The organism is Bradyrhizobium sp. USDA 3311, assembly GCF_054062495.1.
Genome location: NZ_JBSSFI010000001.1, coordinates 7,731,751 through 7,745,645, shown reverse-complemented (window position 1 = coordinate 7,745,645; position 13,895 = coordinate 7,731,751). Strand labels below are relative to the sequence as shown.

Annotated in this window: 13 protein-coding genes; 6 read left to right on the top strand and 7 right to left on the bottom strand. The window is 66.6% G+C overall.

Translation table 11 applies throughout. From position 1 onward, the window contains the following. Positions 1-250 precede the first annotated feature (250 nt). Together ACVWW6_RS37060 and ACVWW6_RS37055 are read left to right on the top strand one after the other, a co-directional pair. Positions 251-796, top strand: a complete 546-nt coding sequence (locus tag ACVWW6_RS37060) for a sigma-70 family RNA polymerase sigma factor (protein WP_028172304.1) — start codon at positions 251-253, stop codon at positions 794-796. A 2-nt stretch (positions 797-798) separates the two neighbouring features. Next, complete coding sequence (locus tag ACVWW6_RS37055; protein WP_304551741.1) at positions 799-1,437, top strand: DUF1109 domain-containing protein; 639 nt, start codon at positions 799-801, stop codon at positions 1,435-1,437. On the opposite strand, the gene ACVWW6_RS37050 is transcribed toward ACVWW6_RS37055, so the two are convergent. After that, complete coding sequence (locus ACVWW6_RS37050) at positions 1,434-2,537, bottom strand: DUF2336 domain-containing protein (RefSeq protein ID WP_060911157.1); 1,104 nt, start codon at positions 2,535-2,537, stop codon at positions 1,434-1,436. The two genes, ACVWW6_RS37055 and ACVWW6_RS37050, sit on opposite strands and share 4 nt — an antisense overlap. Before the next feature lie 62 nt (positions 2,538-2,599). Then, positions 2,600-3,757, bottom strand: a complete 1,158-nt coding sequence (locus tag ACVWW6_RS37045) for a GGDEF domain-containing protein (RefSeq protein ID WP_456682492.1) — start codon at positions 3,755-3,757, stop codon at positions 2,600-2,602. A gap of 439 nt (positions 3,758-4,196) precedes the next feature. On the opposite strand from ACVWW6_RS37045, the gene ACVWW6_RS37040 reads away from it, so the two are divergent. The 4 genes from ACVWW6_RS37040 to ACVWW6_RS37025 all read left to right on the top strand — a co-directional run bounded on the left by ACVWW6_RS37040 (position 4,197) and on the right by ACVWW6_RS37025 (position 8,443). After that, positions 4,197-4,766, top strand: a complete 570-nt coding sequence (locus ACVWW6_RS37040) for a sigma-70 family RNA polymerase sigma factor (RefSeq protein WP_038965738.1) — start codon at positions 4,197-4,199, stop codon at positions 4,764-4,766. Beyond that, a complete protein-coding gene (locus tag ACVWW6_RS37035) occupies positions 4,763-5,458 on the top strand; it encodes a hypothetical protein (RefSeq protein WP_011085827.1) in 696 nt (231 codons plus the stop codon). Before ACVWW6_RS37040 ends, ACVWW6_RS37035 begins: the two co-directional genes overlap by 4 nt. Before the next feature lie 15 nt (positions 5,459-5,473). Beyond that, positions 5,474-7,159, top strand: coding sequence for a S8 family serine peptidase (locus ACVWW6_RS37030; protein ID WP_456682491.1), 1,686 nt, complete (start codon positions 5,474-5,476; stop codon positions 7,157-7,159). Between the two features lie 486 nt (positions 7,160-7,645). Continuing rightward, a complete protein-coding gene (locus tag ACVWW6_RS37025) occupies positions 7,646-8,443 on the top strand; it encodes a TIGR03809 family protein (protein WP_304551749.1) in 798 nt (265 codons plus the stop codon). Positions 8,444-8,561: 118 nt separating this feature from the next. Here ACVWW6_RS37025 and ACVWW6_RS37020 read toward each other — a convergent pair whose 3' ends face one another. The 5 genes from ACVWW6_RS37020 to ACVWW6_RS37000 form a co-directional block, all read right to left on the bottom strand. Further along, positions 8,562-9,932 (bottom strand): TIGR03808 family TAT-translocated repetitive protein, encoded by a 1,371-nt coding sequence (locus ACVWW6_RS37020; RefSeq protein ID WP_456682490.1) that lies wholly within the window; start codon positions 9,930-9,932, stop codon positions 8,562-8,564. A 213-nt stretch (positions 9,933-10,145) separates the two neighbouring features. After that, positions 10,146-10,793: a pyroglutamyl-peptidase I family protein gene (locus tag ACVWW6_RS37015; RefSeq protein WP_456682489.1), complete on the bottom strand. Its 648-nt coding sequence runs from the start codon at positions 10,791-10,793 to the stop codon at positions 10,146-10,148. Beyond that, positions 10,790-11,779, bottom strand: coding sequence for a methylmalonyl Co-A mutase-associated GTPase MeaB (gene meaB / locus ACVWW6_RS37010; protein ID WP_011085832.1), 990 nt, complete (start codon positions 11,777-11,779; stop codon positions 10,790-10,792). The genes ACVWW6_RS37015 and meaB overlap by 4 nt, the downstream gene beginning before the upstream one ends. A 51-nt stretch (positions 11,780-11,830) precedes the next feature. Further along, positions 11,831-13,342 (bottom strand): tripartite tricarboxylate transporter permease, encoded by a 1,512-nt coding sequence (locus ACVWW6_RS37005; RefSeq protein WP_011085833.1) that lies wholly within the window; start codon positions 13,340-13,342, stop codon positions 11,831-11,833. 3 nt (positions 13,343-13,345) lie between these two features. After that, positions 13,346-13,837 (bottom strand): tripartite tricarboxylate transporter TctB family protein, encoded by a 492-nt coding sequence (locus tag ACVWW6_RS37000; protein ID WP_011085834.1) that lies wholly within the window; start codon positions 13,835-13,837, stop codon positions 13,346-13,348. Positions 13,838-13,895: the final 58 nt, after the last annotated feature.

The following is a 13,895-nucleotide window of genomic DNA, read 5'->3' as shown; positions in this document are numbered from 1 at the left end:
CAGAGACGCCGTGGCGTGACGATAGCGGGGCAAAAAATGGGAATCTTCGGGCTAGACCGGGCAAAAACGGGGCAAGCCGCCCCTTCGCGGCCGGTCGCCGGATGCGAACGGGACCGATCGGTGTTATGAGCCGTCGCGGATTTCCACGGCCGCATTGGACGGTGGCACAGCATCTATCACGAAACCGTGATCGTACCGGTGCCGGCGTAACAAATTGAAAGAGCGGCCGAATTGCATGATGAGGGCGCGGGTGCGCGGACGTGAGGACGAATGGACCGGCCTGATGCGGTCGGCCATGGCGGGCGATGATGCGGCGTATCATCGCCTGTTGAAGGCGGTCACGCCGGTGCTGCGCGCTGCCGCGAGGCGCGGGCTGGCGCGGGCCGGCCAGCCTCCCGACCAGGCCGAGGATATCGTGCAGGAGATTCTGTTGGCGGTGCATCTGAAGCGGCACACCTGGGACAGCGAAGCCCCCTTCGCACCCTGGCTGTTCGCGATCGCCCGCAACAAGCTGATCGATGCGCTAAGACGACGTGGCCGGCGGGTCTTCGTCAACATCGATGATTTCGCCGAGACCCTGCCGGGCGAGACGCCGCAGGAGACGGCTTCGGCGGGCGAGGTCACGGCGCAGCTCAACACGCTGCCGCAGCGCCAGCGCGACGTGTTGCAGTCGATCGCGGTCGACAGCGCGTCGATCAAGGACACGGCGGCAAAGTTTTCGATGAGCGAGGGCGCAGTACGGGTCGCGCTGCATCGCGGACTTGCGGCGCTCACGGCCAAACTGCGGGACCACTAGTCATGGATACCGATCAACTCATTCGCTCGCTTGCGGCCGACAACGCCCATCGCACCCCGCGCGTCGGCGCCGTGCTGACCATGGCGCTCCTGGTCGCCGCGCCGCTGTCGATCCTGATCTTCGCGACGTTCCTCGGCGTGCGGCCCGACGTGATGAGCGCCATGCACAACCCGTTCTTCGACATGAAGTTCGCGGTGACGCTGTCGCTCGCGATCCCCGCGATCATCGTCAGCCTGCATCTGTCGCGGCCCGAGGCCTTGCTGCGCGGCTGGGGCTGGCTGTTGCTGCTTCCCGTCGGCCTTCTTGCGGTCGCGATCGGCGGCGAGACGATGATGGCGCCGGCCATGCCGATGTCGATGCGCTTGATGGGCAAGAACTCCAGGGTTTGCCTGCTGGCGATCCCGGCGATGTCGCTGCCGCTGCTGGCGGGAGCGCTGTTCGGCCTGCGCCACGGCGCGCCATCGCACCCCGCGCTCGCCGGTGCGCTCGCCGGCCTGGTGTCGGCCGGGCTCGCCGCGACGCTCTACGCCTCGCACTGCACCGACGACTCGCCGCTGTTCGTCGCGACCTGGTACACGATCGCGACCGCCCTGGTAGCCGCGATCGGAGCGGCGGTTGGGGCGAGGGTGTTGCGGTATTAGGCCGCGGGCGTCGTGCCGTGCTGCATGCGGTGGAAACGCAGCACCTGCTGCGCGGTCGATGAGCGCAGGGCCTCGTAGGTATCGCGCAGCGTCAGCATGTCGGTCTGCGAGCCGCCCGAGAGCTTTTCGCGCAGGGCGATGATTGCGCGCACGCTCGCCCACGACATGCCCGCGACCTTGGCGAGGATCATCACGCCCTCGGTGCGGCTCTCGATCATCATGTTCTCGGCGGTCTCGACCGCAACGCCGGCGAGCGCCGCGAGGCCCGCATTGGTCTCGTCGAACTTGCCTTGCTCGGCGAAGGCGGTGACCTGGAATTCGTTGAGGCGGCCGTCCTCGTGGAGCGACTTCACCAGCGCGCGCGCTATCTCGGTTTGCCGGGTCATGGCCGCGGCGCGGACCCGCTGGGCCGCTTCCTGGACCACGCTCGACACCTCGTCCGCGAGCTCCGGATGCGCGGCCTCGAGCTTCCTGCGCACGCTCAGGGACGCCTTCGCGACCAGCTTCAGGTAGTGATGGCGCGGCAGGTCGGGCCGCAGGCCGATGCATGTGGCGAGGTCGTCATCGCGCTCGGCCCGCGTGACGAGGTCGGAGAGGCTGTCCTCGGAGAGCTGTGCGCCGGGATTGCCGACGGTCGATTGCACGACGTCCTCGTTGCCGCGCGTCACCAGCACGTCGGTGAGTGCTGCCGACAGCACCCGCCGCAGCGAGATCGCCTTCAGATGCGCCTGACCCCGCGTGCGCGCGATCTCGATCAGGGTCGCCTCGTCCAGCCGTTCCGATTTCGACAGCACCGGTCCTGCGACCTCGATCACCTCGTCGAGCGCGAGCGTGCGGATGATCTTCGGCGGTGCCGCCGCGATCGGTGCGAGGCGGTCGGCGAGCAGCGTCCTCGCCGAGGTCTCGATCTGTTCGATCAGGCACTGGAATACGTCGTCGAACACGCGGATGTGCTCGTCGGAGTAATCCACTGCATTGCCCACGAACAGATCGGTGACGCGGCGCAGCGCCTCGACCCGGCGCACAACGGTGCCGTGCGAGAGCGCAGCCTGCAATTCCTCGAGCAGGTTCTCGGATGGTCTGGCGGATCTGGATATCATTGCCCTGTCCTGGAGCGTTTGGTCCGGCGGCGGCTTCTCACGTGCCGGAGAAAATGGGTTGGTCAGTTCGTTGCAATACGGTTGCGGCCTTGCGCCTTGGCTGAATAGAGCGCGCTGTCGGCGCGCGCGAGAAACGTGTCGGCAGTATCAATGTCGCGCAGCGTCACGACGCCCGCGGAAATCGTCACGCGCATGCCGGGGGAGAATGCGCTCCAGTCGAGATCGGCGACGATGCTGCGCAAGCGCTCGAGCATGCGCGGGGCCGCCTCGCCGTCGGTGTCCGGCAGCAACAGCAGGAATTCCTCGCCGCCGTAGCGGCCGAAGCAGTCGGTCGGGCGGATGTTGGCGAATATGGTGATCGCGAAGGTGCGCAGCACCTCGTCGCCGATGGGATGGCCGTGGGCATCGTTGATGCGCTTGAACCAGTCGAGATCAATCAGCGCGATCGTGCAAGATGTCGATGCCCGCCGCGACTTGTCCATCTCGGCGTCGAGCAGTCGCATGATGCAGCGGCGGTTGTAGGACCCGGTCAGCTCGTCGAGCTCGGCCAGTTCCTCGATGCGCTGATAGGCAGCCTTCAGCTCGATGCTGCGCTGGTACAGGATCTTGCGCAGCGTGGCGCCGAACAGGCCGAGGAAGGCGCACTGGCCGATCACCAGCACGAAGCACAGCATCGAGGCGGTCCGCTGCAGCCGGGTAGCAACGGGCATGCCGATCGGCAGGTCGGAGGCGAGGAAGACGGCGGCAAGGCCGATGGCCGCGAGCGTCCAGGTGATCATCGCCTGGGCCGAGGTCATGCGCAGCGTGCCGAAGGCGAAGATCAGGAACAGCACGCAGATGAAGGCGATGCCGATGGTCGGGACCGACAGCAGGAACACGAATTGCAGCGCCATATGCGCCGAGATCTGGAAGACGGTGAGGTAGTGGTCGGTGAATCTGTCGCCGATGCCGGCTTCCGACAGCACGGTGAACGTGCCGATGATCAGGAGGCCGCCGAACCAGAACAGCGAGGTAATGTCGACCGAGATCGTGCCGTCATAGGCGTAGATCAGCAGGACCGAGGCGCCGAGCGAGTAGCTCGCCACCTGGCCGACATACATCTGGCGGCGCTGCCGGGCCCGGCGCTCCCGGACTTCGGGGGCCGCCGCCTCGGGCGCGAGAACGAGTTCCGCGACCTCAGCGGCATTCCTCTCCGGAAAGGACGTCGCGGCCGTGTTCATGGTCCCGCCAATGGTGGATGTCAGCCCAAAAATCTACGTGGCAAGCCTTTAGGTTTGGTATCCTTTGAAAGCGAATCCGAACCGTGCAGCGCAGAACAGGGTGATGTCGGTCGCTGGGGGAATTTGCCGGCGATTAGGCATCGTTTGCGATGCGGTCGAGCCAAAGCAGGCCTTCGTGAGACATACGTCGTGCAGGACTGCTATGGAACCGAACTTGGTCGGCCCGCCCGTGACCGGGCAGGCGTTCCGCAGGGAAATGTTGCAGTATTATGTTACCGATCTGGATCCAAACGGCCGACCCGCACGGGCGGGACAGGAAAAATCCGCGTATGTGGGGTAGATCACACAAGCTCCCGTATGACTGCGGTAGGTTGAACAATTTTGCACCTGCCGTCGAACCGTCCGCTGCATCGACCCGACCAACCTTGCGAGACGGCCTTTGAGCGTGACACAGGCGGCTTCGGACGAGATCCTCATCGCCAGGATCGCTCAGGGTGACCGGCTTGCCATGCAGGTGCTGTACGGGCGGCACCATGTCAGGGTCTACAGGTTCGGCCTCAGGCTCGTACGGGACGAGCAGGCGGCGGAAGACCTCATCAGCGAGGTGTTTCTCGACGTCTGGCGTCAAGCCGGCAAGTTCGAGGGTCGATCCGCAGTTTCTACTTGGCTGCTGGCCATTACCCGATTCAAGGCCCTCTCGGCGCTCCGGCGCAGGAAGGACTTTGAGTTGGACGAAGACGCCGCGAACGCGATTGAGGATACGTCCGACAATCCGGAAACGGTGGTGCAGAAGAAGGATACCAGTGAAGCGTTGCGGGAGTGTCTGACGGGCCTCTCGCCGGAACACCGGGAAATCGTCGATCTCGTCTACTACCACGAGAAGTCCGTGGAAGAAGTGGCCGAAATCGTCGGGATACCGGAGAACACTGTAAAGACGCGCTTGTTCTATGCGCGCAAGAAACTGGCCGAACTGCTGAAGGCAGCCGGCGTTGAGCGAGGCTGGCCATGATGGCTTTGAGCAAAAAGATGCTGGAGCAAGAGCCCAGTGAGATTGAACTGCTGCTGCCGTGGCACGCGGCCGGCACGCTGAACGCGCGCGACGCCCGCCGCGTCGAGGACGCGCTGGCGCGTGATCCCGAGCTCGCGAAACAATATGCCGCGATCCGCGGCGAGTACGAAGAGACCATCCATCTGAACGAGAGCCTGGGGGCTCCGTCGGCACGCGCGATGCAGAAGCTGTTCGGCGCGATCGACGCCGAGCCGGCGCGTGAGACCGGATCGCTGCCGCTGTCGGCGCGCATCGCGACCTTCTTCGCGAGCCTGTCGCCGCGGACCCTGGCCTGGTCGGCGAGCCTCGGTGCAGTCGCGCTCGTGCTCCAGGCCGGCATCATCGGCGCGGTGCTGATGAAGACCCAGCCCACGACCTTCCAGACCGCCTCGCTTTCGACCAGCGCGCCGATCACGCGCGAGCTTGGCGCTGCCGTTGCGCCGGCGCGCGCGCTGGTGCGCTTCACGCCCGAGGCGCGGGTCGCCGACATCACGGCGCTGCTCGACAGCTACCAGGCCTCGATCATCGGGGATGCCAAGGGCGGCATGTTCCGCCTCCAGTTCGACAAGGCGATGAGCCAGGACGAACTCGCCTCGCTGCTCGGCAGGATGCAGCGCGAGAAGTTCGTCAACCTCGCCGTCGCGGCGCCGTAAGGCGCCGCTGAACCGATGACGCGCAAGTCCGAGAGTAAGTCGCGAGCCGGGGCCTACGCTTCGTCGGTCGGAGCCGCGCTCCTGCTCGCCGCCAGTCTCGGCGTCGAGGTTGCGCAGGCGCAGGCGATCATGCGCACGCCCACGATCAGCGTTCCCTCGCGCACGCCGACCATCTCTCCCAACGTTGCTGCGCGGGCGGTAAGCATTGATCGCGGCCCGCGCACGATGACGACCGCACGTATCTCTACGCCCCGAATCGGGCCGGCGCCGGTGCTGCCTTATGCGCGCTACTCGCCGAACCTGTATCCGTCCTGCACGGCACCGTACCGCGACGCCGACGGCGAATGCCTGGCGCAGCCAAATACAGGCGGTGACGGCGCCGGCAAGTCCGGCAAGAAGAGCGCGGGCAAGGGGCGCGGCAACAACACGCCCGTCGCCCTGAACCAGCGCATCTTCGCAGGCGAATTCGTCGCCGAGATCGACGGCGCGCTATCGGTGACCGAAGCCGATGAGCTCGCGCGTCGCCACGGCCTCGCGCGCGTCGCGTCCGAGAATTTTCCGCTGATCGGGGCGACCTTCGGCCTGTTCCGTATCACCGACGGCCGGCCCGCCGAGACGGTGCGGCGCGAATTCGCCGCCGACGGCAGCGTGCGCTCGGTCCAGCCCAACTTCCGCTACGTGCTCCAGGACCAGAAATCCTCCGTGCCGACCGAGGGCGATCCCGCGCAATATGTGCTGACAAAGCTCCGCCTCCCGCAGGCGCACACGCTGGCGCACGGCGCCAACGTGACGGTTGCCGTGATCGACTCCGGCATCGACGCCAAACATCCCGAGCTCGCCAATTCCATCGCCGACAATTTCGACGCGCTCGGCAGCGCCGAGGGCCCGCATATTCACGGCACCGGCATCGCCGGGGCGATCGTGGCACATGCCCGGCTGATGGGCAGCGCGCCCGAGGCGCGCATCATCGCGATCCGCGCCTTCGGCGGCACCACGGGTGGCGCCGAGAGCTCGTCCTATATCATCCTGCGCTCGTTGAACTACGCCGCCGAGCATGGCGCGCAGATCGTCAATATGAGCTTTGCAGGTCCGAAGGATGCCGTGATCGAGCGGGCCATCGCGGCGACCGCGGCGCGCGGCCTCGTGCTGATCGCGGCCGCCGGCAATGCGGGTGCGAAATCGCCGCCGCTCTATCCCGCCGCCAATCCCAACGTGATCGCGGTCAGCGCGACCGACCAGCAGGACAAGCTGTTCACCGCCTCGAACCGCGGCAACTACATCGCGCTGGCGGCGCCGGGCGTCGACATCTTCCTGCCGGCGCCGGAAGGCAAATACCAGATGACGTCGGGAACCTCGTTCTCGGCGGCCTATGTCTCCGGCGTCGCGGCGCTGCTGCTCGAGCGCAACTACGCGCTCAAGCCGGAGGCGCTGCGCATGACGCTTGCGAAGACCGCGCGCGATCTCGGCTCACCCGGGCGTGATGATCTGTTCGGCGACGGCGAGGCCGATGCGTTTGCCGCGGTCATGGCTGTTCCCGCCGACAGCGCGACGCCGGTTGCGGCTGCGTCCGGTACAACAAAACGTGAAGATGGGCAGCCACGTCGCGACGAGCCCGGCATCCGCGCGATCGAGCAGCCCTCGCTGTCGAGCTCGGATGATAAATCCACGATTTCTCAGGTGGATAGGCCGGCGACGCGATAGGCGCTGCGACAACTTTGCGCGCGGGCCGAAGGTTAAATAATCGAACGCCGCATTGAACGTTCAGCCGGCTGCCACGACCAAATTATGTGGGAGCGGTCATCCCTCCCCATCAGTCATATCAGGCGCGAGCGCCCATCCACCCCAAGCGCCCATATGGCTCGACCCGTCCGGTTGTCCCCCCGGACGGGTCTTTTCTTTTCGGGGCATCCGATTCCTTGAAGCCGTATTTGAGATCAGCTTCCGGTTGAGCGATCGCGCTTGCGTTCGTCGCCATCGGTCGGCCGGCATCCCGCACGCCCGCTATGCTTGTGCGAAGCTTGACTCGAAAACACAGCAAATCTCCGCACGACTACGGTCTTTGACGACGAACGAGGTGTCGTTGCTGGACAAGTCAAAACTTTTCCACAAAATATTCATGTCGCGTCTAAATTGATTCGTGTGCGTTGCGTCCCCCGCGTCCGTATTTTTCTCCTGACGGGCTGGTCCATGACACATCGCCAAGAGTCTGTTCGCGATCTTGTTCGCGGCGCGGCTGGTAGCCGTGAGATCGCGGCACGCTGGTGCGTTCTCGCGGAACAGCGGCTGCAACATCTCTCCGAAATGTTCGAGACCGGACGCTGGCGCCGCTATCACTCCGAGATCGCATTCCTCGAAAACATCCAGGAAGCCAAGCGCGCCGTCCAGACCTGGCGCGCCATCGCCACCGGCGGGGACGTTGCCGCGGCGGCCGCGAGCGTCACCCCCGCATTCGGCTGGTCGCCGGCGACAATGCCCCGCATGGCGCCGCGCGAGCAGCAGGCCCAGACCATGCAGCCGAAGGCGGTCCACATCGCCCCCGAGACCGCCGTGCCGGTCAGGCTCGCCCCCACGCCGAATGTGCTCGCCGAGGTGACCGAAGCCCCGCTCGTGCCGCTCGCTCCCAGCGCACCGCTCGCGGCGCCCGCTGCGGTGGCATCGTTCACTGCACCCGCCGCCGTCCCCCCGCTCAAGGCTCCCGCGGCGAGGGCGCTGCCGACGGTACCTGTCGTGAGGACGCCGTCCGCAGCGCCTGCTGCGTTGGCGCCGCGCACCGCGCCTCCCGTGAGGTCGCCGTTCGCCGAACCCGCTGCAATAGCATCGGTTGCCGCACCTGCAGTGAAGGCGCCTGCCGCGGTGGCAACGCTGCTGCAGCAATTCTCGCCCCCGGCGGACGAAATCGTCGCCGCCCCCGAGCGCGTCGTCGAATTCACCCTCAGCCTCGACGGCATCGAAGCGAAATACCCGCTGCTGCGGAATACGTTCTAAGAGGAAAGGTGAGGCGGCCGCGCCTTTTCAAACCCGTCATCCTGAGGTGTGAGGCATGGGACGCAACGCGTCCCATGGGGAGCCTCGAAGGATGAACGGCCCGTCCGCTGCCGCGCATCTACCGCCGCACCGCGTTCCCGCCGACCATCACCTGCGCAAAGCGCTGCGCGCCGTCCGCCGCCAGATCCGCCGTCACCGCGCGCGCGTGATCGAGGCCGACCACGGCGCCGCGCGGGGTCTCGGAGATCATGTTGTTGTTGACGAGCGCGGTGCCGGCGCCCGGCACCACGGAGACGCCGATTCCGGCCAGCGCCTTGCGGATCACGTTGCCCGTGATCGCGACGTCGCGCAGATATTTGCCCCAGCCGGCGACGATGCCGTAGGACGGCACGTTCTCGATCACGTTGCCGGTCACCGAGGTATCCGCCTCGATGTAGATGCCGACGCCGGCATCGTCGTCAGGCGCGGTGCCGATCGGCCGCTTCGGGATCAGATTGCGGATGATGTTGCCCTGGACCACCGCGATGCGGCCGCCCTCGTTGAAATTGCAGACGGAGACACCGACGGCGGCGCCGTCCACAATGTTGTTGGCGATCACCGCCGCCTCGAACGCGAACTCGGAATAGAGCGCGACCTCGCGCACATCGCTGACGCTGTTGCCTGTGATGTGGATGTTGGAGGCGGAATTGCCGCGCACCGCGGAATAGTCGCAATTTTTGATGCGGTTGCCGCGCACGATCACATTGCCGGCGCGGAAGGCGTTGATGGCGTTGCCGTACTGGCCGGAGCCGCCGGGGCCGGCCTTGATGTCCTCGATGCGGTTGTCTGCGACCAGCGTGCCGTCATCGCCGATCGCGCTGCGCAGGATCTCGATGCCGTTGTCGTTGGTGCCGATGATGGTGTTGCGGGCGACGCTGAGGCCCTTGGCGTCGAACGAGACCACGGCCGTCACCGCGATGCTGGTGAAGATGTTGCCGGAGATATCGCCTAAGATCTGCTCGAGCCAGATGCCGCTGCCGCCGGAGCCTGTGATCTCGCAATCGGTGATGCGGACGTTGCGGCCGCCGAGAACGTGGATCAGTCCGCGCCGTGTCGGCAGCGGGATGCCGCCACCGTCGAAGGTGATGCCGGAAAGGCCGATCGCATCGGCGCCGTCGCTCCGGATCGCCGACGGCCCGCCGGTGAACACGATTTTCGTCGCGCCGCGCACGCCGATCAGTTGTGCGCCGTTCGGCAGCCGCAGCAATCCGCTGCGGTAGACGCCCGGCGGCAGCGCCAGCGGCATCTGTGCCCGCGCGGCCTCGTCGATGGCGCGCTGGAGTGCGCGGGTCTGGTCCTCGCTGCTGCCGGGCCGCACGCCATATTGCGTGGCGTCGCGGCCGAGCAGCGACGTCAGCGGCGCCGTGCGCGCAGCGTCGGCCGGCATGGCCAGCGCGCCGGCGATGCCGGCGGTCGAGGCCCCGATGAGATGACGCCGGTTGAGGTCCATGGATGCGTCCTCCGGCGGACGCGGGAAGTGTCCGCAGCGGTTAGGTAGCGCAGAAATGGCGCAAGGCGGCCGGGGCGATGAGGATTGTTCGCGGTAGGGTTAAATGTTTACGCAAAGCGAGGTGCCGTAGGGTGGGCAAAGCGCAGCGTGCCCACCATTGTCACCCGGATTGAAAGAGAAGGTGGGCACGGCGCAAGTGCGCCTTTGCCCACCCTACGAAGTGCGGGCCTTCCGGGCCAATCGCACCATTTCCACCAGCATGGCTTCCCCGGCATCCACCAGTTCCTCCAGCGTGATCCGTGGCGCACCCTTGAGCCGCACTGTACCGCTGCGCGCAAGCAGCGGAATATGGATGAACGCCGCCAGCCGTGGCCCGCCGTCCCTCGCGTTCTCGATCGCGCGCCAGCTTAAGTAGTTGCAGAGATAGGCGCCGGCATCGCGCGAGGCGCGTGCATCGATGCCGGTGAGGCGTGCGGCGCGCAGCAGCCTTGCGGTGTGCGGGCCGAACAGCATCGCATCCGCATCGCCGGCGATGCCGCGCTTGCTCGAGCGGGTGTTGGCGGCATCGGGCCAGAGCAGGGTGACCGCGTTGCGCGCGCGGGTCTCGATGCGCAGGTACGAGGTCCGCGCCGCAAGGCCGAACATCAGCAGCGCATCGGGCTTTTGCGCCGCGAGCACCTCCGGCAATTGCCGGTCAACGGCGGCATAGGTCACAGGGAAAATGTGGGTCGCAAGCTCGACGTCGTCGAGTGCCGGGCGGCGCAGCCGCGCCAGCCGTGCCACCAGCGGCTGTGTCGGGTTATAGGGCGCGCCGGGGAAGGGACCGAAGCCGGTCAGGAGAATGCGGAGCTTTTGGCTCATTGCAGCAGCCCCAGAATTTGCTCGGCGGCGAGCGCCGGCGTGAGATGACCATCGGCGACTTCGGCCTCGATCTTCCGGACCCTGGTCCGCACCGATGCCTCGCTGCGCAGCCGCGCCAGCATGCGCTGCTCCAGCATCGACCACATCCATTTCACCTGCTGCTCGCGCCGGCGCGCGGCGAAATCGCCGGACGCGTTCATCGCCTTGTGGTGATCGAGGACCTTTTGCCAGATCTTTGCGATGCCGTCGCCGGTCAGCGCCGAATAGGTCTCGACCGGCGGGTGCCAATGCTCGGACCGCGGCGCCAAAATATGCAGCGCGCTGCGATAGTCGGCGGCGGTGATGTTGGCGCGCTTGAGATTGTCGCCGTCGGCCTTGTTGATCGCGATCATGTCGGCGAGCTCGACCAGGCCCTTCTTGATGCCCTGGAGCTCGTCCCCGCCGCCGGGCAGCATCAATGCGAGGAAGAAGTCGGTCATGTCGCAGACCGCCGTCTCGGACTGGCCGATGCCGACGGTCTCGACCAGCACGACGCCGAAGCCGGCCGCCTCGCATAGCAGCATCGCCTCGCGCGTCTTCGCGGCGACGCCCCCGAGCGTGCCCGAGGATGGCGAGGGGCGGATGAAGGCGTCATCCGACGCCGACAGCCGCGCCATCCGCGTCTTGTCGCCCAGGATCGATCCGCCGCTGCGCGCCGAGGACGGATCGACCGCGAGCACTGCGACCTTGTGGCCCTGCTCGATCAGATAGGTGCCGAGCGCGTCGATGGTGGTGGACTTGCCGACCCCGGGCGAGCCGGTGATGCCGACGCGAAACGCCTTGCCGGTGTCGGGCAGCAGCATCTGCACCAGCTCCCGCGCCAGCGCCTGGTGGTCGCCGCGCCGGCTCTCCACCAGCGTGATGGCCCGGGCGAGGGCCGCGCGACTGCCGGAGCGGAGGTCGCGGGCGAGGGATTTGATGTCCAGTGAAACCTTCTTCTCAACCATGCCTTGCTTTACAACGCCCCGGCGGGGCAGGCGAGGGCCGCCCGCCCCCTATCACCGGGATGTTGCTGCCGCCGTCTGCACCGGTTTCACCTTGCGCCAGACCCATACCATCACCGGCCACAGCAGTGCGCCGATCGCCATGGCGGCGAGGATGGCGGCGACGGGGCGTTCGAAGAACGGCAGGATACTGCCGTCGGACTTGATCAGCGAAGTGACGAAGGCCTGCTCGACCATGGTGCCCATGACGATGCCGAGCACCATCGCGGCGACGGGATAGCCGTTCGCCTCCATCACGTAGCCGATCACGCCGAAGGCGGCGACGGTGACGACGCCGAACATGTTGTTGCCGATCGCGAACGAGCCGACCGCGCAGCACAGCATGATGATCGGCATGATGGCGGAGCGCGGTGCCAGCAGGATGTAGGCGGCGATCCGGATCATGGCGATGCCGAGCGGGATCATCAGGATGTTCGCGATGATGAACATCAGGTAGATCGCGTACATGCTCGACGCCTTCTCGGTGAACAGCGTCGGGCCGGGATTGAGCCCCTTCATGTAGAGCACGCCGATCGCGATCGCGGCGATGGTGTCGCCGGGAATCCCGAACAGCAGCGAGGGCACCCAGCCCGAGGCGATGCTGGCATTGTTGCTGGCGCCGGCCTCGACCAGGCCTTCGACATGGCCGGTGCCGAATTTCTCCGGCTCCTTGGAGAAGCGCTTGGACATCGCGTAGCTGACCCAGGCGGCCATGTCGGCGCCGGCGCCGGGCAGCACCCCGATGATGATGCCGACGATGTTTCCGCGCGTCATCTGCCAATGGTATTTCCTGGTCAGCTTCCACTGGCCGGCCATGATGCTTCCGAATTTTCGACGCGGCAGTGGAGGTGGTTCCGGCGTCAGCATCGCGCGCATCACCTGCGCCACCGCGAACACGCCGACCAGCGCCGGGATCGGCTCGATGCCGCCGAACAGGTCGGTGATGCCGAAGGTGAAGCGCGGCACGCCGCCCGGATTCTCGATGCCGATGCAGGAGACGAGCAGGCCGAGGAACATGCCGGCGATCGCCTTCACCGGCGAGGAACGCGCGACCAGGGTGGCGCACATCAGGCCGAGCAGCGCCAGCCAGAAATATTCGAAGGTGGAGAACGACAGCGCGACCTCGGCGAGCGGCGGCGCCAAGATCATCAGCGACAGCACGCCGGCGATGCCGCCGACCGCTGAGAACCAGACGCCGGCCCCGAGCGCCAGCTCGGCCTGGCCCTTGCGCGTCATGGCATAGGCTTCGTCCGCATAGGCGGCGGACGCGGGCGTTCCGGGAATGCGCAGCAGCGCGCCGGGAATGTCGCCGGAGAAGATCGCCATCGAGGACGCCGCGACGATGGTCGCGATCGCCGCGATCGGCGACAGGTAGAAGGTGACGGGGACGAGCAGGGCGGTCGCCATCGTCGCCGACAGGCCCGGCAGCGAGCCGATGACGAGGCCGTAAACGGAGGCCGCGAACATCGCGATGACCACCTCCCAGGTGGAGATCAGCGCGAACGCTTCAATCAGGGTCTTCAGCATGGATCACCAGGGCGTCGGCAGCAGGCCGGCAGGAAGCGGCACGCGCAGCAGCTTGCCGAAGATGAGGTGGATGGCGAAGGGCGACAGCGCGGCGAGCGGCAGCGCCAGCTTCCACTTGGCGCCGAGCGCGGTCGAGGTCACGTAGACCATGATCGCCGCGGTGATGATGAAGCCGAGCCGGTCGGCGGCGACGACGTAGAACAGCAAAAGCGCCGGCGGCAGCAGCGCACGCAGGCCGTAGAGCTTGCCCTGCGGCGGCGGGCTTGCGGCCTGGCCGCCCTCCAGCGGGATCAGCTCTTCCTCCTCCTCGAAGGAATGGCCGATGCCGAACACGATCGCGAGCCCGCACAGCGCAAGCCCGGTGCCGATCACGAGCGGAAACACGTTGGGGCCGACCGGCTGCCCCGGCACCGGCGGCAAGATGTAGCCGCCATAGGCAGAAGCGGCGCCGAGCACGACGAGAAACGAGCCCGTGACGGAGTCGGGAAGACGCATGGGAGGAGTCCTGTGGGGTTTCTTCTCCCTCTCCCGTTCTTACGGGGAGAGGGGGACT

Coding starts and splice junctions, on each gene's coding strand:
- ACVWW6_RS37055 (WP_304551741.1), top strand. CDS start 799: ATGGATACCGATCAACTCATTCGCTCGCTTGCGGCCGACAACGCCCAT.
- ACVWW6_RS37050 (WP_060911157.1), bottom strand. CDS start 2,537: ATGATATCCAGATCCGCCAGACCATCCGAGAACCTGCTCGAGGAATTG.
- ACVWW6_RS37045 (WP_456682492.1), bottom strand. CDS start 3,757: ATGAACACGGCCGCGACGTCCTTTCCGGAGAGGAATGCCGCTGAGGTC.
- ACVWW6_RS37035 (WP_011085827.1), top strand. CDS start 4,763: ATGATGGCTTTGAGCAAAAAGATGCTGGAGCAAGAGCCCAGTGAGATT.
- ACVWW6_RS37030 (WP_456682491.1), top strand. CDS start 5,474: ATGACGCGCAAGTCCGAGAGTAAGTCGCGAGCCGGGGCCTACGCTTCG.
- ACVWW6_RS37025 (WP_304551749.1), top strand. CDS start 7,646: ATGACACATCGCCAAGAGTCTGTTCGCGATCTTGTTCGCGGCGCGGCT.
- ACVWW6_RS37020 (WP_456682490.1), bottom strand. CDS start 9,932: ATGGACCTCAACCGGCGTCATCTCATCGGGGCCTCGACCGCCGGCATC.
- ACVWW6_RS37015 (WP_456682489.1), bottom strand. CDS start 10,793: ATGAGCCAAAAGCTCCGCATTCTCCTGACCGGCTTCGGTCCCTTCCCC.
- meaB (WP_011085832.1), bottom strand. CDS start 11,779: ATGGTTGAGAAGAAGGTTTCACTGGACATCAAATCCCTCGCCCGCGAC.
- ACVWW6_RS37005 (WP_011085833.1), bottom strand. CDS start 13,342: ATGCTGAAGACCCTGATTGAAGCGTTCGCGCTGATCTCCACCTGGGAG.
- ACVWW6_RS37000 (WP_011085834.1), bottom strand. CDS start 13,837: ATGCGTCTTCCCGACTCCGTCACGGGCTCGTTTCTCGTCGTGCTCGGC.